We start from the raw sequence: 20412 nt of genomic DNA, 5'->3' as shown, positions 1-20412 counted from the left end.
TTAATTTCGATATATTGAATGGAATTGTAGGTTAATTGAAAATTTAATTCACTATTTGTGGTTTTATTGATTTTTTTTATTACATTTGAAATATTTCTTATTATAAATTGATTTGCTGGTGTTGTGGGCAAATTAATGTGATTTGAAAAAAAAATAAATTTACGATTAGAAAAAAGAACATATTAATTAAAGTATAGAAATTTGTGTTGATGGAACTGTTCTCTTTTTATAATGTTGAAAATTTATTTTTACCCGATCCTAAACCTGTTCATAAATTAGATCCTACAAAGTCAGGTTTAAGAAACTGGGATGAGAGAAGATATAAAAATAAACTTTTTAAAATCTCTCATGTATTTCAATTGATGAAGGAGGAAAATGGAGTATTGCCATTTATTATAGGATTATCCGAAGTTTCCGGAAGGAAAGTTTTAGAAGATCTTGTAGAAATGGAGCCCTTTAATTCTGAATATGGAATTGTACATTACAATTCTATGGACGAAAGAAAAGTGGATGTAGCCATGTTATACGATAAAAATAAAGTAGAGGTTATAGATTCTGAAACCATTACTTTCTTTTTTGAAATAAACTATAAAAACACTGGAAATTACGACACTACGAGAGACGTACTTTTTTCGAAAATTAAATATAAAGGGGAAATTATTAATGTCTTTATCGCCCATCTTCCCTCTAAGCGCGAGAAAGATATCAATAAACCTAAAAGAGCCTTTATATTGAATGAGGTCCGGCAGCGGATCATGAAAATTGTAGATGCTGATAAGGAACATGTCATATTGTGTGGTGATTTTAACGAAAACCCGGATGATGAAAATTTAGTTCAAATTCTCTATGACAACGATCATGAGAAGGTTTTGATGAATCCTTTTCAGGAGTTGTTTTCTACAAGAAATTACTCTACTTTTCATTATAAGTCTGGCTTGTTGTACGATCAGATTATGATGTCGAGGTCCCTTCTTGACAATAGAACGCTGGCTTTTCAGGAAGCCCGTGTTTTCAATTCTGATAAACTCAGCAGCAGGACCAGAAATTTTGAAGGACGACCTTTCCGAACTTATGTCGGTACCCGGTATTTAGGCGGATACAGCGATCACTTTCCGGTTTTTGTTAGGTTTAAAAGCTTATCATAAAAAAACATAAATAATAAAAAAGTAGAAAATGAAAAATTCGAGCAACACAAGTTATCATTTAGATTCCATCGACAAGGAAATAATCTACATGTTGATGGATAACGCTAAAACTTCTTTAGCACACATTTCAAAGAATGTTGGGATCTCTACAACAGCAGTACATCAAAGGATTAAAAAACTGGAACACGCAGGAGTTATTGAAAACTCAATTTCATTCCTTAATCCTAAAAAAATCGGATATAAAGTGATTTCTTATATCGGAGTGTTTTTGGATCAGCCAAGCCATTACCCTGAAGTGGTAAAATCTTTGCATGATATCAATGAAGTAGTAGAAGCCCACTATACGACAGGAAATTATACAATATTCCTTAAAGTTCTTTGTAAAGATAACGATCATTTGATGCAAATTCTTAGCAAACTCCAAAAACTGAAAGGAGTTACAAGAACAGAAACTTTTATATCTTTGGAACAAGGTATTTACAGACAATTGAAAGTATAACGATATGAACATAGCCCAATATTTGGATTCAACTTACTTGAAGACACCGGAACAATCAGGTATTTCACATGAAGGAACTCTTCAGATTGACAAAGAACTTGCGCAGGTAGCTATTGGTAATGGCATTTTTGCGGTAATGATTAGGCCGGATTATGTAGCAGAGATTAAAAAATATATTCAGGAGAGAAATTCAAATGTTGCAGTAGGAACTGTAATAGGATTCCACGAAGGAACATACTCAGTAGAAGAGAAACTTGCAGAAGCTTCAAAAGCTATTGAAGACGGTGCAGATGAACTGGATTTTGTAATTAATTACAATGCCTATATTCAGGGAAATATAGAATTGGTAAAAGATGAATTTGTAAAATGTACAAAGCTGGCTTTGGAACATCATAAAATTGCAAAATGGATTATTGAAATTGCAGCTCTGACTGATGCGCAGATTGCAGATCTTACCAAAAATATTTCGAACTGGGCAGAAGAAAATTTTTCAGCTGATGATTTACCTTATATTTTTGTTAAATCATCAACAGGTTTTTATGAAACTACAGATGGAAAGCCTAATGGAGCAACATTTGAAGGAATAAAAATCATGTTGGATAACGCTGGAAAACTTCCTGTAAAAGCTGCCGGAGGAGTAAGAACTCCTGAGGATGCTGAAAAAATGATTACTATGGGAGTGAAGAGAATTGGAACTTCCTCAGCATTGGCACTTATTAAAAATGAAGCTTCATCAGGCGGATATTAAATTTGATATTCAAGAACAAATAAAAAAACCATCAATTTAATTTGATGGTTTTTATTTTGGTGACTATATACAATTTTACACCACTGTCATTGACTACGTCGAATCTTCGATTTCTGACGAAGGAAGAATCTCATAATATGGCTTAGATTCTTCATTTCACTTCGTTACATTCAGAATGACAGAGTCATAATAATAAGATAACCGCATTAGTGTAAAATTGTATATAATTACCTTTATTTTTATACCTGAGCCTGATACTCTTCGTAGAATTGCTGGGTTTCCTTAATAAGGGCATCCATTTCTTCTAATGTGAAAACTTCCAGGAATCTTTTTCTGAAGTCTTTGAAGTGAGGAATACCTCTGAAATAGTTGCTGTAATGCTGTCTCATTTCTACCAGACCTAATCTTTCACCTTTCCATTCTGCACTCCATTCAGCATGCTGGCGAACTGCTAATAATCGGTCTGAAATAGTAGGAGCAGGTAAATGTTCACCTGTTTTAAAGAAATGCTTGATCTCATTAAATATCCAAGGGTAGCCAATAGCCGCACGTCCGATCATAATTCCGTCACAAGCATACTTCTGTTTGTATTCCAGTGCTTTTTCCGGAGAATCTATATCACCGTTTCCAAAAATCGGAATTTCAATATTAGGATTTTGTTTAATTCTCGAAATATGTTCCCAATCTGCTTCCCCCTTGTACATTTGTGCACGGGTTCTGGCATGTATGGTAAGTGCTTTAATTCCGGTTTCCTGAAGACGTTCTGCCACTTCATCAATATTGATGCATGTGCTGTCCCATCCCAGACGGGTTTTAACGGTTACAGGAAGGTGGGTAGAGCTCACTACGGCTTTTGTAAGACGAACCATAAGGTCAATATCTTTCAAAACTCCGGCTCCGGCTCCTTTGCAAACCACTTTTTTTACAGGGCAACCAAAATTAATGTCTACCAGGTCCGGATTTACTGTTTCAACAATTCTCGCAGACATGGCCATTGCTTCTTCATCACCGCCGAAAATCTGTATTCCGACTGGTCTTTCATAATCGAAAATATCCAGTTTTTTACGGCTTTTGATGGCGTCACGAATTAACCCTTCGGAAGAAATAAATTCCGAATACATTAAATCTGCACCGTGCATTTTACACAAACGTCTGAACGGAGGATCACTTACGTCTTCCATCGGAGCCAGCAAAAGTGGAAATTCCGGCAGTTCTATATTGCCTATTTTTATCATGGTGCAAATTTACAAAATTCTGAATACTAGAAAATATGATATTATCTATTACTGTAAATGATGAGTTTGAAAAGTGTTTTAGATTAGAGTGTAAGGGTTTTAGGGTATGAGAGTGGGAGAATTTAAAGTTTATGAATAATAACTAACCTCAAACCTTGGGGTTTCTAGAAACTTGCTTTTACCTGCATGCTTCCAATATGAATAGTTCTTTCCCCGGAATTTCTTCCTTCGTAATTTAAGTTCAATTGGATAAATGAATTAATTGCCTGTTGGATGAATACACTCCATACCTGGTTTTTTCCGGGTTTCAGCCCATCAAGCATCTGGTTTCCTACAATGCTGAAATTATTACCATTGAAATTATTATTGATGAAAGAGAAATTTCCACGAATGGAAGTCTTTCTGAATTCCCATTGGATGGTTCCGGTAATATCAAAAGCTTTTAATAACTCTTCACCATCTACCCTTTGCTTTTGGCGGTAAGCAGAAGAAAGTTCTGCCTGAATGGCATCTGTAAATTTATAGGTGGCCTTTGGTTTGGTTTCAAAATTATTTAAACGGTAATCTCTTGTTACAAATAACTGTGAAGTATTTTTGATATCATGAACAGAGTTTTCCCAGTCTATCCTGAACTCCTTATTAAACCAATATCCAATATTCAGGAAATGGGAAGTCTGTTCACGTTCTTCATTACTGAAATTAGCATTGATAAGGTTGTCATTTGTAATGAATCGGTAGTTTCCATTCCATCCGGATTTATCGGTCGGATTGAATTGTACCGAGGTTAAAATATTTTGATTTTTAAGGATCTGATCGCTGTTTTTCTCAAACGGATTTAGTACCAAAACCTTATCTTTTTTATAGAATGAATTTTGAGAATTTAATGAAATATTGAAGTTCCAGCGCTTTAAGAAAGCATTTTCCGAATTAAAGACAATAGCAGGATTTACAAATAAAGCCAACTGTAATTTGTTTTTATTGGATGGAATGTATCGTACAGAATTGGTATAAACCCTGATGTATTTAGCTAGGTCGGAATATTCGGCAATTTCAAATTCATCAAGCTGCTGAATACCATCACCGTTGTAGTCAGTCCATTTATAAACACCTTGGCCATCCGTTACTTTAATATACTGAAATTCCCTTTGTGCTTCCTGTCCGTTTCCAAGCTCATAGAACGCCTGTAAACGCATTCCGTTTCTGAAAAGCTGTTGATTGTAAAGAATATTTCCAACTACAAAGTCATTATTTCTAGTGACATCACCTTCTATTCCTGAATAAAAGAATTTTCTGTAATGAATCAATGCATTTAAAGTTGTTCTTTCTGTTTTGATAATCTGACTTTCCGCCATGATTCCCAGTATATTATTCATATTCTGAAGCCTGTTGTCACGAACAGAGTCATTATCTCTCATGTATACTTTGGCAAGTAATTTTGTACGGGTACTGTCTCCAATTTTCTTTTGAACAAAAATTTCTTTCCAGCTAAAACTTGTGACATCCATAAGCTGGGTATCATTGTATTTCTTCTCATTATGCTCCATACTTCCTCCTATAGCCCAACTTCCTTTCTTTCCTGTAAATTCTGTTGAAATTCCACCACGGATAAATTTGGTATCCTGAATTATTGCATTGGTGCTCAGGTAAGATAGATTTCCTTTTGTAAAGAATTTCCCGGTGATCCAGCCGAAATCAAGATCATTTTTAATACCCTTATAAGAATCCTGCTCATTTAAGTAATTGATACGGTAATTTAAAGTAGATTTATTATTCCACTTGTTTAAAAAGCTGAAGATAAAACGATTTTGAGTTTTTTTGTTAAACTCCTGTGTTAAGTTGAAGTCTCTGGAGAATTCCACATCATTAATACGGTCCAGGATATGGAACTGTTTGTCTATATACTGGTATTCAAAGCTTGGAGTACCTTTCCAAGAGCTTTTTGTAAAGGTTTTATTTCCAAAGATACGATAAGCATACCCTGTATTCTGATCAGAATCTTTAGATGAAAATAGGTTGACGTCATAATTACTCAGGGAAATATCTGCACCTATTTTTCCTTCATTCAGTAGATATTCAGAATTAAGAGAGAATACCTGAGATTTCTGTGGCGAAGGAAGTTTTCTTACCGCTTTGTAATCCCCGGCATTGGGTCCGACATACTCAAAAACACGTCCGTTATTGGTTGTTTTTGCCGTTTTATAATCTCCCTGGTTAGCTCCGAAATAAGTAAATGATACCTGATAAAGCGTTTCATTAGGATCTGTGGAAAGTTCATAGAAATTTCCAGCAGGATTTAAGCGGTATAAAATTTTGTTAACATCATACTCCGTAACAACTCCCGACGGAGCGTACATTAGATTAGGATCATTTCCTGCGTTGGCCAGAATCTGTTCATCTTCTTTTGATAAACTTAAGGCAAGAGGAGCATTTTTGTTATCATTTTCCATGAACCAATTCAACCCAACCTTGAATTTTTCCCTTTGATGCTCAAGCTTTCCGGTAAATAAATATCTTGAATAATTCCTATTGGCGTAGTTGTATGAAATGGTGATGAAGTTCTGCTGGAAAATAGGACGGAAACTGGTAAAGGTAACCTCACCTGTGTTATAGTTGATAACATAGTCCTGGTTTTCCCCACGTTTCATCAAGATACCGTCAATAAATACCTGTTCAGAACCTGAGATCAAAGTAATGAACTGTTCTCCATTTTTCCCTGTCAAACGGTAAGGTCCCTGGTTTCCTTCAACCCCCTGGAAACGGATTCTGTGAAATTCACTTCGTGCTACACCGGCAGAAATATCCACAAACGTTTTATTTTCTTTCCCAAATTCCGTCTGAAACTGAATCCCCATACTTCGTCTCTGGTATTTGGCAAAATAATTTTTAGACTCCATAAGGTCAAGGTGTCCGGCTCTGAGAATAGATTTATCCTTAATGTTCAGCTGCATGTAAATTTTGTCAAACTCTTCTAGAGTCTGGGTATATCCATCAGCCTGAATGGGTAAATTATGATCGGAAATACTAGCCAAAATAGTGACATCTTTGGAAAGTCGTCCAGATATCTGAAGATCCATAGAACTTTGTACAGACTGGCCCTGATTATTACCAAATGTAATTCCACGGATAATGGAACCTTTGGAGTTAAGCTCCCCTAAAAATCTTTTTTTATCATTTTTTGCCAAAACAGCCTCGTCAACAACAATTCTGTTATGAGTCCGGATAAAGTCTAGGGTGTCTTTTGCAAAAATATCCTGTTCAAGCCTTGCGGTGAGAATACTGTCTTTTTTAACACTGTCTTCAGGAACGTTGGGATTTTTCCATGAAAATACCTGAGCATTTCCTGAAAATATGCCAAAGAAAAAAACAATGAATAGGATAAAAATATTCTGCAACTCCTGAAAAATAATTCGTAAAAGTAATTAAAAAATGTTAATGGCAATGGACCAACTATTATTAACAAAAAGTTAACTTATTTATTGTGTTAAATTCGAAAATTGATGTAATTTTACCGTGTAAATTATTAATAAATAAAATTTTAAATCATGAAAAAACTTTATTCGTTTTTTGCTACAGTTGTTGTAGCAAGTGGAATTTTTGCTCAACAAACAATAGCTTTATCTGAGGATTTTGCTGCTTACACAGCTGGTGGTAATACAGCTTCAACAGGTACTTCAGCTCCTAGTGGAACAGACGTTTACAATCCAGGAGGCGCTACTAACCCAATTCCTCCAGTTGCCAACTTCCCTAGTGGTGCGAAAGTATACAGTGCAGGAGGTATGGCGAAATTAGGAACAGGTTCTGTTATCGGAACTATGACTTCAAAATCTTTGGATTTATCAACTGATGGAGGTAATGTAGTAATCACTTTTGATGTTAAGGGTTGGACAGCTACTCCAAGTACTATCATTGTAAAAGTAACTAACCTGACAGATCAAACTGTATCTTATTCTGCTGTAATGAGTGGTACTCCTGAATCAAAAACAGTAACGTTTACCGGAGGACAGGCAAATTCAACAGTTACATTTGAAACTCCGACTACTTCTTTTAGAGCTTATTTGGACAATATCGTTATCAAAACTGTTGCTAATGGTTCTTTAGCTGTTACAGAAATCAATAAAGGGAAATCTATCGCTAACTTCGTAAAAAACACTTTCGTTAAAAACAACGAAATCACTTTCGGAGCTGATGTTAGAGATGTTAAAGTTTTCAATATGTTCGGACAGCTTGTAAAAGAAGCTTCTGTAAAACAAAACGGAACCATAAACGTTTCTGAATTAGCAAAAGGAAACTATATCGTAACAGGTACAGTAAATAACGAAGCAGTATCTCAAAAAATCTTAAAAGACTAATTTCGTTTTAGATTAAAATAGAGTCCGGCCATTTCGAAGAAATGGCCGGATTTTTTTATGCTTATTCATTTAAACTTTATAACATATTTATAGATGTTTTTTTGTAAATTTCCAATTAAAAGGTATTGTTTTTGATGTTTTTAATACAATCCCATTTCTAAAATTATTTATATGAAAAAAATCTTTACTATTGCTGGTTTAGTTGTGATGACAGCTTTTACCAATGCCCAAATTGTGATCAATGAGATCTACGGCGGAAATGGGAATTCAGGGGCGGTTTTCAAAAATAATTATATTGTCCTGAAAAATATAGGAACCACTCTGGCTTCTTTAACAGGAGCAAGTATACAATATGCTCCCGCAATTGGAGCTTTTACAGAATATCATACACTGCCGGATTTTACGTTGGGGCCAGAGGAAACCTATCTGATTCAGGAAGCAGCAGTGGATGGTGGAGTAGAGGCATTGCCAACACCGGATTTTATAGCAACTACAGTTACAAATTTTGATGGTACCCCCAATAAATCTGTTGGAATAAGAATTTCAGGAACATCCGGAAAGCTGGCATTGGCAGGAAATATTGTACAGGTAGTGAACCCTTCATCTTCCAATGTGTTGGATTTTGTAGGCTATGGGGCTAACGCAGATCAGTTTAAAGGGGATGGACCAGCTCCTTCTCCTACAGCCTCAACAGCAATCAGAAGGACTTTAGAGAATAACAGTGATAATATGGCAGATTTTTCTGCTGAAGGAGCTGCAAAAGCAGGCTTTGTGCAGAATCCTTTTGTTAAAGATGGAAATGTGCTTTTCGGAATGCAGATCAAAGATGTAAAAATATATGATACTTTCAGGCAGGTTGTGAAAAAATCGCCTACAAAATTTGCCCAGAATATAGATATTACTGAACTCCCGAAGGGAACTTATATTGTGACAGGAACTGTTAACAATGCTCCTGTTTCACAAAAAATTGTAAAAGATTAGTTTTTCAATATTTTTGATAAGGAGCATCTTACTTATAAGCTGTTCCTTTATTTTTAATACCAGCCTCTTCTTGCTGCATTGATGATGGATCCGAGATTAAGAATCAGTGTATATCGGATACGTTTTGCATAATCTTTAAATCCGGGTTCAAATCCCAATGAAGACTGCACCGGAAAATAAACCTCCAGGAAATCTGGAATGATCCTTACCTTAATCCCACTGTCCCAGATGAATTTTGCAGAATGATCTTTGTTTTTATACATTCCGGCATCGGCATACACATGAAATATTTTCCATATGCTGGAATCTACATTCACAGAAGTGATCCATTGGTTAACCGTTCCCGGAAGAAATGATTTAAATCCGCCGTCAGCTAAAATAAACTGTTGAGAAAGAAGGCCACTGCTGGCACTTTCGCCCAAAAGATTATAGGAGAATGTATAATTGGATACCCTTGAAATTCCATAGTTGAATAAATTATTACGCGTATCATTTCTAAGGAAATATCCGGCAAATAAACGGACACTTAACTTTTGTCTTGGAGCAAATTCCCATCTGTAGAATCCTTCAGCGGTAATTTTATTGAAATCTTCCATACCCTGTGCACTCAGACTTAAACTTTTCTCATGAATCATCTGACTGTCACTATAGCTATATCCCAGTCCCCAAAGATTGTATTTTTTATAATCATCAATGGCAATCATGACAGGGCTCAGATCTCTTTCAAAATAGTTATAGGAAACACCAAGACTTCTGCTTATCGTACTTCTTGGGTTTTTTCTGAAGTTTAGGGTTGAAAATACAGAACCTTTTCTGTACGCTAAGTCATAATCATAATGAAAGTATGATCCGGAAACTCCAAATGTAATACTCCTGAAGATACTTTCAGCAGGCAGGAAAGAATAGGATACACTTCCTGAACCGGTCAGTTTTCCTGTTCCTGTACTGTATGTTGGAGTAAATGAATACAGGAATTTCTGGTCAAAAAATGACTGGTTTTTAAAGTTAGCCCCCAACAAAAACTTATCATAAGTATTGTTGAATCGAACTCTAGGGCTTACATAAATTTCGTTGTATTCAGGATTTGGAATATCCTTTATGAGTTTAAACTTAATTCTTTTTGTATTTGAAAATATACCTTTGGCATACAGGAAGTTATCCCGATAACTGGACTCTGGAAAAATGTAGCCATTATTTAAGGTTACTTTATAAATGTTATCTGATGCAGGAAGAGAAATTTCTTTTATTTTCTCATTTTCTTCTGTTTCTATCCAATAAAATTTTTTTTTGCCCTCTCTGGTTTCGGTTTCAAGCTTTACTGGAATAGAAACGTCTGTATTTTTTGCGATTTTAATCTGTAAAGAATCATTTTCTTTACTAATATGTTTCAGCTTAAAATTTACCCTGTTTTTCTGTTCGAAAAAATTTTCAAGATAATGGGCCGATTTTTCTTTTTCTGATAGTTTTTTCAAAAAATCATCCGGATTAATTCTACTTCCTGAACTTTTTGAAACATACTCTTTTACAAGATTATTAAAAGACTGATCGCCCATTTTATCAGCAGAATAATTGAACAGACTTCCTGTTTCAAAGCTACTGATAGCCATGTCATTGAAGTTACTTAAACTGTTGAAATCTTCATCAATTTTCTGATCCAGATTTTGAAGCATGATATATTGATAAGTCAGTCCGTAACGGTCTATAAGTTTTACCTTAGAGGCATGAAACAACTTTAAGGGTTTGAGCCCCAGTAATTTGGTTTCAGGGAGTGCCCCTAAAAGTTTGGTGTCTTTATAGAATTTTTTCAGATAGTGGATTTCAAGATAGGATTTTAAACCATTTTTAAACCAATGATCTTTTTGCTTATCTGCAATGATTTTCTCATCCAGAACTTTTTTGGTAATGATTCCGAAATAATCAAGATCAGTTTTTTCCGCATCTGTAAATAGCTGAAATCTGAATTTCCAGAAAGTAATATCATTATTCCCGAAGAAATCTTCTTTGGTTCTGAATTTATCTGAAATAAATATGCTTTTCGGAAGAGAACCTATTTTTTCTTTGAGAAATTTTAAATGAAGAGGTAAGTAAAACTCCAGATTTTGTTTCTCTTCGGGCTTAAGGTTATAGCCAAACTTTACTTCAATATCAGCGCCGTCAATATTGGCTTTTACAATAGGATAAGTATTTGGAGAAACTGAAAATTCAGGGTCTGAATCCAGATAGCCCTGAAAAGAATTCATCTGAATTTGCGGCAGATTACTTTCGATGAAACTGTTCACCGGAATATCAAAATTTACAGTCCAGAAAGTATTGAAACTTACCGGTTCTTCAATATCGTGGTATTTTCTTTCAGAAATATTGTCCGGATCAAAATGATCCGGAACAATAAAGAAATATTTTAAAGCAGTATTCTGACCGGATGTTCCATATCCCGTAAATTTTTTATCGGGAAGCTGCATACGGTAGTTGAGCTGCAGAGTAACGCTTTCGCCGGGTTTTAAGACTTGTTTCAGAGGAAGAAAAAGGTTTTCATCTGAAATTGAATTGACTGATATTTTCTGGTTTTCTGAATCTTTAATATTAAGTTCCAGAAGTTTTCCCAGTTCATGGCTCTTTGCAAAATGCAAATCATTATTTCGGTCTTCCAGTTTTCTGTAAACCAAAGATGTTCCACGTTTGTTATAGGCGGAAATCCAATTCAGAAGTTTTACTGTCTGCAGGTCTTTGCCTGAATGATTGTAATAAACAATCTCCTGATTCACCTCAAGGGTTTTCCTGTCAGGAGAGAGTTTTGCTCCAATGTATATACTATCTTTCTGTGCAGAAATCTGTATAACTCCACAAAATAAAATAATGCAAATGCTGATCTTTTTCAAATATCCGTGATAAAGCTCAAATATAGTTTATTTTGTATATACTTTATAGGATTTTAGTTCTGAATTGCTTTTTTTTCCAAAGAATTAATATAGGCACTCCAACCTTCATTTTTATAGGTAACTGCTGCTGCTTCCGGATCTTCAGACTTATAGATTCCTCTTCCTACAATGATGAAATCTGTGTGTAAAGTTTTGAAAACATGCTCCGGAGTATTATACTGTTGTCCTTTTCCATCTCCTGAATCTGCAAGGTTTACCCCTGGAGTGAATAATAAAAGATCTTCAGGGATTTTATTCTGAGAAACTCCACCAATTACATTAGGATGAGATACAGCTACTTTTAATGCTTCTTCACGGTAGCTGGCTGTAGTTAATGTGCCTTTTGAAGACATTCCAACAATCGCTACTACTCCCACATTTTTGAAGCAATCTAGAGATTCAAAACCACCAATAACCTGAGAGGTTACAAAATCAGCCCAATCTGTAATTTTGAAAACTCCACTTGTAAACTGTAACTCCTGAGTATTTCCTATGTCTGCAAATTTTCTGTCCTCCATTAATAAGAACTGGTGTCTTGCAGCGATCTCTTTTAAGGGAGTGATTGTTTTTTCATACTCAAAATCAGAAATAATATCGATGTGTGTCTTTAAAGCAATGATATGCGGACCCACTTTTTCAGCAAATGCTAATAATTCCTGAGTCGTTGTAACATCAGCCGAAGCAATCAGGTTAGATTTTTTTGCTAAAGCTGTTTCCAGTAATTTTTTTGAAACAGAATGTTGGGTATTGCTTAGTTTTTGTTCATAAGAAGCTCTCGTTTCTTCTTCAAACTGAATGTGGTTACCCTGTAAGAAGTCCTGAATTCTTTTCACTTCTTCGTCCGATAACTCACCAGTCTCCTGAAGAACTCCACATACTTCTGAAATATTGAAAAGAGTGTGTACTCTATATCCTTTGCTTTCTAAAAGTTGTTTTCCACCCTGTTCTCTGTCCAGTACTACTACAATGTCAGAAACTTTAAGATCTTCCTGTTCTATTTCCGGAATGGTCTCTAGTAAAGATTTTCCTGAAGTGATAACATCTTCTACCAATAGGCAGTTTTGCCCTTTCTGATAAATTCCTTCAATCAGTTTTTTGGTACCGTAGCTTTTCGCTTCTTTTCTTTTAATAATTAATGGAATATAGCTTTCCAGTGACATTGCTGTTGCCATAGGAAGAGCAGCATAAGGAACTCCACATATTAAATCAAAATTATCCAATGGAAGCATTTCCAATAAATAATTAGCCAGATTTTTTAAGATTTTAGGATCTGAAGCCAAAGGTCTTAAGTCTACATAAAAAGGGCTTTCGATACCACTTTTCAAGGTAAACCTTCCAAATTTAATGATGCCTAGCTTGTAGCATTCCAAAAAGAATTCTTTTTTACTTTCCATTATTTTCTATTAGATATTGCAAATTTAAGGATTTGAAATAAGGCTTAAAAATTTATCGTTCAATTGCTCAATAAAAAACCATCCTGTAAGTTCCAGAATGGTTTGAAAATATAAATAAACTATTATTTTAAGATTTCAGCGTCAATCACCTGAGTGCCATTATATTTTTGTTCAGCTTCCCAAAGCAAGAACTTGTCAACCTCTTTGATAAGCTTTGGAATGGTAAGTGACAATACTGCCAAATCATCCATAACTCCAAGTAATGGGATGGCAAATTCAGGAAGGAGGTCAATAGGAGAGATGACATATAAAATTCCTAATAGCGGAAGAATAATGTCAATGGATTTTATAGGATAAACTCCTTTTCTCCACATTTTTACCATTCTGAAAATATCAGGGATCTTTTTTACAAAGCCCTTGTGACTAATAGCTTCTTTTGCAAGATTTAATTTTGAATATTTCATTTTGTGTTTGGATTTAAACAAATTTTTCAACATTATAAATTTCACAAATCCTGTACCAACAAATTATAAAATTTAGTTAAAAAATTATTTGATGATATTATCAATAAACTGGTGTACGGTCTCTGAGTCCCAGTCTTTTGTAGCATCTTCCTTAATAAGGATTCTGCCTGTTTTATCTAGAAGGAAAGTCGTAGGGAAAACCTTTGGAAGAATCTTCTCAGATATAGGGCTTTGAGCAATATATACCGGTACTGTATAATTATTTTCCTTTAAAAATTTTCTTACATCTTCTTCCTTATCATTCATGGCAATAAGAACAAAATCTACATGATCTTTTCTGGAATCATACAGTTTTTGAATAGATGGCCATTCTTTTCTGCACGGTGGGCACCATGTTCCCCAAAAATTAAGGAAAACAGCTTTGTTCTTAAAATTCTTAAGGTTGGTACTTGGTGCGTTGATTCCTTTAAGTTCTATGTCATAATCTTCTTCATTGATATGTACGGCATTCTCAATGGTAGCAATTGGGAAGAATTGGTTTTTCAAAAAATCCTTCACTCCAGGTACAAATAGAATAATACCGATGATAGCAATAATTGCAATATAAATGATGCTTTTTTTCATATCCTATTTTTTATAACAGATTTAAGATTTCCTGAACGGCATCTTTTCCTCTGTTTTTAGCATAATAGATCTGCAGGTCGTTATAGAAAGTGTCTTTTGGATAACCTTCAGGATCTGCTTTATATTTCATCAGTAACTCGTAACCATACTTTGGACGTGGTCCCCATGAATTTTTTACATTAAAATCTTTATCCAAGATCAATACTTTAGGAATAGACTCTGTACCGTTGGTTAAAAATTGATTGATAAGGCTTTTATCACTGTCTCTTAAAAAAACTCTGATTTCATTATGCCCTTCAAAGAATTTAAATAGAGCTGGAACGGTTGCACTGGCATCTCCACACCAGGCTTCGGAAATGATTAAAATCTTTCCATCGAAATTCTTAGCTTCTAATTCTTTTCTCTGATCTTCATCCGGAACATACTTTTTTACAGTTCTGTCCATTCTCTGAAGTCCAAGCTCATAATATTGTTTATATTCAATTTCCTGTTCGTTGGCAGGATTGTCTAATCTTTGCTGTGCAATTTGAAGGTATTCTTCAAAAGAAATTGCCTGATCCCAGTAATTTTTCATTACCAAAAATATTTATATTAAAAATTATTGATGTTTCTTGTTTTATTAATCAAAAATAAGTCTGCCAAAACAAATGCTGCAAGGCTTTCCACTACAGGAACAGCTCTTGGTACCACACATGGATCGTGACGTCCTTTTCCTTCCACAATAACAGGATTTCCTTCCTTATCAATACTGTCCTGAGGTCTTAAAATAGTAGCTACAGGTTTGAAGGCTACACGGAAATAAATATCCATTCCGTTGGAAATTCCACCTTGAATTCCACCTGATAGGTTAGATTTTGTAGAGAAATCGGTGTTGAACGGGTCATTATGTTCTTTTCCTGTCATTTTTGCTCCACAGAATCCACTTCCATATTCAAAACCTTTGCAGGCGTTGATATTCAGCATTGCTTTTGCCAGTTCTGCCTGAAGTTTAGAAAATATAGGTTCACCAATTCCTACAGGAACGTTTTTGATAACGCAGGTAATGGTTCCTCCAATTGTATTTCCTTCTTTTTTAATTTCTTTGATTCTGGCAATCATTTTTTCTGCTGTCTCAGCATCCGGGCAACGTACATCATTGCTTTCCGTTTGAGAAAAGTCAAGAGCCTGATATGGTTTTTCACAGAAAATATCGCCTACAGAGGAAACATAAGCATTGATTTCAATCTCTGGTAAAAGTTGTTTAGCTAATGCTCCGGCAACTACCCAGTTCATAGTTTCTCTTGCCGAAGATTTTCCACCGCCACGATAATCTCTTAAACCAAATTTTTGGTCATAAGTGAAATCAGCATGACTAGGACGATAAGCCTGAGCAATATGGTCATAATCCTTTGATTTCTGATTTTCGTTTTCAATGATAAAACCGATGGGCGTACCTGTTGTTTTCCCATCAAAGATCCCGGAAAGAAACTTTACTGTGTCGCTTTCTTTTCTTTGAGTAACAATAGCAGACTGGCCGGGTTTTCTTCGGTTCAGTTCATATTGAACCTTATTGAGATCTACCGTTAAACCTGCCGGAAAATTATTGATGATACCGCCATAAGCCACTCCGTGACTTTCTCCAAATGTTGTAAGACTAAGAAGATTACCTAATGTGTTGAACATGATACAAAATTACCTTTTTTTCTTCAGATAATAAAGTTTCAGCATTTGTTCTATTTATGAATTTTTTCGATAATATTAATAGTCGCTGCTGCTTCCTTTTTTTCTTCAGAAGTCATTGTCTTCCAAATGAATCCTTTAGAAATATCATTTTTGTTGATAGGTTGAGGGAAAATTCCGGCCTTTGCATCGTCAAAAATAAAGCTTGCGGAAATGGCAGGAAGAGGTGTTTCAAAGTTGTAAGGATAGTTTTTTGAAACATTAAATTTTAGATTTCCTACTTTAAAAGTGTCAAATTGATGATATTCATAAACTGATGGTTGGTAAAGTTGTTCCTTTTTAAATCCAACCATAAAATTCCCCAATTGAAAGCTTGGAATATATTGTTGAATAAGACCAGGAAAAGATAATAATGAAATAAAAAATAAACTGAGTACAGAAAAAGTAACAATAGAGTTTCTTTTATTCCAGTATTCATGGAAGAGAACAAAAAATATAACGAAAAATACATCAATAAAAAATCTGTACTGTGCGGAAAAAGCCAGTACAAATGCACTTTTTATTAACAATGAAACACAGATCAGAGTAATGAGTTTCTTTTTCTTAACCCATGCAAATATTGAAACAGTACATAAGCTTACTATGAAAAGAATATTGATTTTTGATTTGATACCTTTCAGAAAGAACCAGTTTTTTATATGCTCCCATGTGGAAAACTTTTGGATTTCTTCATACGAATACTGCATATCATAAGTTTTCAGGATAGCATATTGTGAAGAGGTTTTTAATACTTCGGGATTGGGTTTCCAACTGAAACCAAAGTCGCCGATAGCTACAGGGAATATGGGATATCCGAAGGTCCAGATATTTTTTATAAGGAATAAAAATAAGATGGCACTTCCCAAAAGAAGTCTTTTAAAATTTGATTTGTGAATAAAAATATTAGAAAGGAAAACCAGTAGAGGCAGCCATATCATGGTCGGTTTTATAGCAAAAACAAAAGCTGAAAAGGCAAAGAGTAGACTGATGTTTTTATTTCCGGATATCATTTCGTTTAAAATAATTAAAGAAAAGATAATCACCGGAAGGTCCGGGCTTGGAGACTGTGCAAAAAGTAATAAAACCGGGAGAAAACATAGATGAATCCAGTTTTTTCTTTCAATACTATAAATACTATAGATGATGAGTAGGATCGAATTGATTCTCAGAAAAGGATCTGAAAAATTGGAAAACCCCGCCTGGAAAATATGCCACACTGACATTTGTCCCAAAGTAAGGTCCAGATTGGAAATTCCCTTAACAAGTCCAAACTCTGTCAACCATTTAATAGAGGGAACATAATATCCGAAATGATCTAATATATAAGGATAGGAGGCTCCGGTAAATAATATAATAGCGGAAATGAATGCTATTAATAGAATATCCTTTTTTGAAAATCTATAGAATTCCTGATAAACTTTCTCTTTAAAGAAGTAGAGTAGACCTAGTAAAACGGTAGGAATTTCCATATAAATATTCAGAGGAATAAAAAAAGAAACAGCTGTCCATACAAGGCTTACTCCCATAATTCCAGAAAGTATTTTTCCGGAGATTCCCTGAAATAGAATTCCAAAGAATTTTTCGATAATTTTCCCAAGTCCGGATAAGACCGGAAGGAGGAAAATAGTGGAAAACAGAATCAATATCATAAAAAAAGATTGCTTAAAAATAAGCAATCTTTATATGTTATGGTGAAAAAAATTATCTTCTCGGTTGTACTCTTCCGTCTTTTCTATCCTGTGATCTACCGATGGTATATCCGGTAGCTCCACCTACCACACCTCCGATTACAGCTCCAAGACCTCTGTTCTTCTTAGCAACAATTGCCCCGACAGCGGCACCACCTACAGTACCGATGATAGTACCTTTGGCAGCTTTACTCATTCCTTTTTTCTGAGTGGTTCCCTGTGAAGCACTGCTTCCGTTGTCTGCATATCCTCCGTTACTTCCACCTCCTGAATTAGAATTGGAGCTTCTATCACGGTATACCGTTCTTGTTTCTCTTATCACTTTTGGTTTCGAATTATTTTCAGCGGTAGCTTTTGCTTTTTTGCTTTCAGAGATGCTGTCTGCTTTTTTCTGAGCTTCATATACCAGCTTTTCTTTTTCAATAGCCAGTTTTTGTCTCTCGATTTCTAACTGTCTTGATTGGAATTCAAGCTTTTGCTCCTCCAGTGATTTCTCAGCAACTTTGTCGTCCTTCTTGCAGGCCGTTAGTAAGAAAACGGATAAAAAACCTGCTAATACTATCTTTCTCATAAATCAAATTTTAATAAGCTTAAGCCGAAACGACTTTAGATTTAATTTTATTTTCAATTATGAAGCCAAATTTCAGTTAAAGAGTGTTAAAGTTGATGATAAAAGAATTATATTAATTTTAATTCCTGATAAATCTAATGATAATAGGATGGATATGGAAAAATTAGGTATCCAGTTTGTGAAGGGAAATTGTAGTTTTCAGATTTAAAAATTAATCTTCTAAACGAGATTCATCATAGTTCCCAGGTTATGTCATGGCATTTTTTATGAGAAGGAATTCGTAAAATATAGTTAATTCTTAGTTTTTGTTGAATTAATTTAGGATGCCTATTTTTGGATAAACTAAATTACTTTCAATATGAAAAAATCAATTTTTACAGTATCAGCTGTAGTAGGATTGCTGGCTGTTACTACTTCGTTTTCTTCTACTGATCTTGTAGAAGCACCATCTAAAGCTCGTACAGAAGCTTCTGTTCAGGAAGCAAAAACAAAAACATATCCTGTTCGTTATGGACTTATATCCAAAAGTGGAACAAAAATGCTTTCTGGTTCAGGATTTGATCTGGGAGGTTTTGTTGCCAAAAATACTGCTACAGGAGATGAGTATTTCACTAGTCAATACAATTACCGTGCACTTCCGCAATATTCTGAGGAAGATCTTCCGGAAGGAACTTATGAGTTCTCAGGAATCCAAGGTCAGGGAGGCTGGGTAGGTTATGGAACAGTAATTGCTACTTTATCGGATGATAATATAGATGATGACGGATACATTACTATATATATTCCAATCACCTGGGAAGAATAACTTTGTGAATGAGAAAATATTTATTTACATTTACCAATCCTCGAATGAGGATTTTTTAATCAATATAGAGTAATTAATAACTGATAAATATATCAAAACTCTTTACGGACGGGATATATAAACAGTTTATATTATATTCTGTTTGGATTTTTCTGAATAGATTTTTTTCATCATTTGTGTTTTTTAGGCCTCCTGAATGGGGGCCTTTTGTATTTTTATTCATCAAAAGTGAGCCTGCCATCAAAAGGATGACCCCAAACTATAAATATACGGTCATTTAATCTTCTAACAGGAGCTTGTACCATTTCATATTCGCCTTTTTCATTCAGTCTTGGTACAATAAGATCTATACCTTCCCCTATTTCGCTTATTTTAAACTCAATCTGATATTGCTCTTCATCGTTTGGAGTAAAATCTGTTTTTTAAATTGTTTTTGTGACATGATATTAGATTTAAATGTTATGTTAAATAACAGAATAAATTGTGCCAAGTTGTAGTTTTTTGTGTCTTCTTTGCCTGCATGCCGTGTTTCGGAGAATTTTTTCCTTTACCTTATTTTTTTATTTTAAAGTTTTTTTAGATTATTGAATTGTTAATTATTGTAAGGTTTGAAATAGTTTGTGTGGTGTTTAGTGGAGTTATTATTTTTATATATTTAATGTTCAATGTGTTTTGAGTATTAATTTTTTAATTTTGTTTTCTCTGTTTATGAAGAAAATTTTATTTTTTTTTCAAAAAAAATAATTCTTGGCACGATTTTTCAATATACCAATGCAACTCATGTTTAATTTGAGTTTTCATGGTTATTAGTTTTTATCCTCGGAATTTCCGAGGATTTTTTTGTTTCTATATGGCAGTAGTACTCATAAAAGGCAGTATTGGGTTCATTTATCTTTGACTAAGATAATTTGGAATCAAATTGGAACAGCCTCAAAAATTGGGGGATAATATTGTTTGTATTTATGGAATTTAATTTGACACAAAGTTTTTAGCACCTTATCTCATATTCTTAAGGAAGCAAAGAATGGAATCAATGGATCAGCCTCAAAAACTTCAGAATGCAGCTCGGAGGAGTGAAAGACAGAACATTTTTTCTCTTCAGATTAGCCAAACTTTTTGCTTAGCCCCCAACTTTTACGCTTGATCCGGGGAAAGCTATTATGTATGGGAGATTGTAAATTATATATAGCCGGAGATGAACTGACTAGTCCTGAAAAAGGTTGACTAGTTTAATATTTCAAATATACTTAAATCAGAGTAGGAATTTTCCTATTCTGATTTTGTTTTTTATAGGTT

At 34.5% G+C, this 20412-nt stretch carries 16 protein-coding genes; 6 read left to right on the top strand and 10 right to left on the bottom strand.

Going from position 1 to position 20412, the window contains the following annotated elements; translation table 11 throughout:
* Positions 1 to 209: 209 nt before the first annotated feature.
* From J2772_RS09345 to deoC, 3 genes are read left to right on the top strand one after another with little or no spacing between them, the layout of a single operon-like run.
* On the top strand, positions 210 to 1145 hold the full coding sequence (locus J2772_RS09345) for an endonuclease/exonuclease/phosphatase family protein (protein ID WP_209915953.1): 936 nt from the start codon (positions 210 to 212) through the stop codon (positions 1143 to 1145).
* A 28-nt stretch (positions 1146 to 1173) separates the two neighbouring features.
* A complete protein-coding gene (locus J2772_RS09340) occupies positions 1174 to 1644 on the top strand; it encodes an Lrp/AsnC ligand binding domain-containing protein (protein ID WP_002976659.1) in 471 nt (156 codons plus the stop codon).
* Positions 1645 to 1648: 4 nt separating this feature from the next.
* Positions 1649 to 2392, top strand: coding sequence for a deoxyribose-phosphate aldolase (deoC, locus tag J2772_RS09335; RefSeq protein WP_209915952.1), 744 nt, complete (start codon positions 1649 to 1651; stop codon positions 2390 to 2392).
* Between the two features lie 239 nt (positions 2393 to 2631).
* On the opposite strand, the gene dusB is transcribed toward deoC, so the two are convergent.
* Complete coding sequence (gene dusB / locus J2772_RS09330) at positions 2632 to 3627, bottom strand: tRNA dihydrouridine synthase DusB (RefSeq protein WP_045500813.1); 996 nt, start codon at positions 3625 to 3627, stop codon at positions 2632 to 2634.
* Between the two features lie 164 nt (positions 3628 to 3791).
* A complete protein-coding gene (locus J2772_RS09325; protein ID WP_209915951.1) occupies positions 3792 to 7019 on the bottom strand; it encodes a hypothetical protein in 3228 nt (1075 codons plus the stop codon).
* Positions 7020 to 7169: 150 nt separating this feature from the next.
* Here J2772_RS09325 and J2772_RS09320 point away from each other — a divergent pair, with 150 nt between their 5' ends.
* The gene (locus tag J2772_RS09320) at positions 7170 to 7976 is read left to right on the top strand and encodes a T9SS type A sorting domain-containing protein (RefSeq protein WP_209915949.1); all 807 of its coding nucleotides are present in this window, start codon (positions 7170 to 7172) and stop codon (positions 7974 to 7976) included.
* Positions 7977 to 8147: 171 nt separating this feature from the next.
* Positions 8148 to 8957 carry a T9SS type A sorting domain-containing protein gene (locus J2772_RS09315; RefSeq protein ID WP_209915947.1) on the top strand — a complete coding sequence of 270 codons (810 nt, stop codon included), beginning with the start codon at positions 8148 to 8150 and terminating at the stop codon, positions 8955 to 8957.
* 53 nt (positions 8958 to 9010) lie between these two features.
* On the opposite strand, the gene J2772_RS09310 is transcribed toward J2772_RS09315, so the two are convergent.
* The 8 genes from J2772_RS09310 to J2772_RS09275 form a co-directional block, all read right to left on the bottom strand.
* Entirely contained in the window at positions 9011 to 11833 is a 2823-nt protein-coding gene (locus J2772_RS09310; protein WP_245365197.1) for an aminopeptidase, read from the bottom strand.
* Positions 11834 to 11886: 53 nt separating this feature from the next.
* Positions 11887 to 13266, bottom strand: a complete 1380-nt coding sequence (gene pyrF / locus J2772_RS09305) for an orotidine-5'-phosphate decarboxylase (RefSeq protein ID WP_209915945.1) — start codon at positions 13264 to 13266, stop codon at positions 11887 to 11889.
* Positions 13267 to 13388: 122 nt separating this feature from the next.
* Positions 13389 to 13730, bottom strand: coding sequence for a YkvA family protein (locus J2772_RS09300; RefSeq protein WP_209915943.1), 342 nt, complete (start codon positions 13728 to 13730; stop codon positions 13389 to 13391).
* An 84-nt stretch (positions 13731 to 13814) separates the two neighbouring features.
* Complete coding sequence (locus J2772_RS09295; protein ID WP_209915941.1) at positions 13815 to 14354, bottom strand: TlpA family protein disulfide reductase; 540 nt, start codon at positions 14352 to 14354, stop codon at positions 13815 to 13817.
* Positions 14355 to 14364: 10 nt separating this feature from the next.
* The gene (locus J2772_RS09290; protein WP_209915939.1) at positions 14365 to 14928 is read right to left on the bottom strand and encodes a thioredoxin family protein; all 564 of its coding nucleotides are present in this window, start codon (positions 14926 to 14928) and stop codon (positions 14365 to 14367) included.
* 17 nt (positions 14929 to 14945) lie between these two features.
* Complete coding sequence (gene aroC, locus J2772_RS09285; protein WP_209915937.1) at positions 14946 to 16016, bottom strand: chorismate synthase; 1071 nt, start codon at positions 16014 to 16016, stop codon at positions 14946 to 14948.
* Between the two features lie 50 nt (positions 16017 to 16066).
* Entirely contained in the window at positions 16067 to 17701 is a 1635-nt protein-coding gene (locus tag J2772_RS09280; RefSeq protein WP_209915936.1) for an LIC_10190 family membrane protein, read from the bottom strand.
* Between the two features lie 52 nt (positions 17702 to 17753).
* Positions 17754 to 18311, bottom strand: coding sequence for a glycine zipper family protein (locus tag J2772_RS09275; RefSeq protein WP_209915934.1), 558 nt, complete (start codon positions 18309 to 18311; stop codon positions 17754 to 17756).
* A 358-nt stretch (positions 18312 to 18669) separates the two neighbouring features.
* On the opposite strand from J2772_RS09275, the gene J2772_RS09270 reads away from it, so the two are divergent.
* The gene (locus tag J2772_RS09270) at positions 18670 to 19116 is read left to right on the top strand and encodes a hypothetical protein (protein WP_209915932.1); all 447 of its coding nucleotides are present in this window, start codon (positions 18670 to 18672) and stop codon (positions 19114 to 19116) included.
* The last annotated feature ends 1296 nt before the right edge of the window (positions 19117 to 20412 follow it).

The sequence above is a fragment of the Chryseobacterium jejuense genome, from assembly GCF_017877355.1.
Taxonomy (GTDB): domain Bacteria; phylum Bacteroidota; class Bacteroidia; order Flavobacteriales; family Weeksellaceae; genus Chryseobacterium; species Chryseobacterium jejuense_A.
This window is presented reverse-complemented; position numbering and strand designations above follow the sequence as displayed.

Coding starts and splice junctions, on each gene's coding strand:
- J2772_RS09345 (WP_209915953.1), top strand. CDS start 210: ATGGAACTGTTCTCTTTTTATAATGTTGAAAATTTATTTTTACCCGAT.
- J2772_RS09340 (WP_002976659.1), top strand. CDS start 1,174: ATGAAAAATTCGAGCAACACAAGTTATCATTTAGATTCCATCGACAAG.
- deoC (WP_209915952.1), top strand. CDS start 1,649: ATGAACATAGCCCAATATTTGGATTCAACTTACTTGAAGACACCGGAA.
- dusB (WP_045500813.1), bottom strand. CDS start 3,627: ATGATAAAAATAGGCAATATAGAACTGCCGGAATTTCCACTTTTGCTG.
- J2772_RS09320 (WP_209915949.1), top strand. CDS start 7,170: ATGAAAAAACTTTATTCGTTTTTTGCTACAGTTGTTGTAGCAAGTGGA.
- J2772_RS09315 (WP_209915947.1), top strand. CDS start 8,148: ATGAAAAAAATCTTTACTATTGCTGGTTTAGTTGTGATGACAGCTTTT.
- pyrF (WP_209915945.1), bottom strand. CDS start 13,266: ATGGAAAGTAAAAAAGAATTCTTTTTGGAATGCTACAAGCTAGGCATC.
- J2772_RS09300 (WP_209915943.1), bottom strand. CDS start 13,730: ATGAAATATTCAAAATTAAATCTTGCAAAAGAAGCTATTAGTCACAAG.
- J2772_RS09295 (WP_209915941.1), bottom strand. CDS start 14,354: ATGAAAAAAAGCATCATTTATATTGCAATTATTGCTATCATCGGTATT.
- J2772_RS09290 (WP_209915939.1), bottom strand. CDS start 14,928: ATGAAAAATTACTGGGATCAGGCAATTTCTTTTGAAGAATACCTTCAA.
- aroC (WP_209915937.1), bottom strand. CDS start 16,016: ATGTTCAACACATTAGGTAATCTTCTTAGTCTTACAACATTTGGAGAA.
- J2772_RS09280 (WP_209915936.1), bottom strand. CDS start 17,701: ATGATATTGATTCTGTTTTCCACTATTTTCCTCCTTCCGGTCTTATCC.
- J2772_RS09275 (WP_209915934.1), bottom strand. CDS start 18,311: ATGAGAAAGATAGTATTAGCAGGTTTTTTATCCGTTTTCTTACTAACG.
- J2772_RS09270 (WP_209915932.1), top strand. CDS start 18,670: ATGAAAAAATCAATTTTTACAGTATCAGCTGTAGTAGGATTGCTGGCT.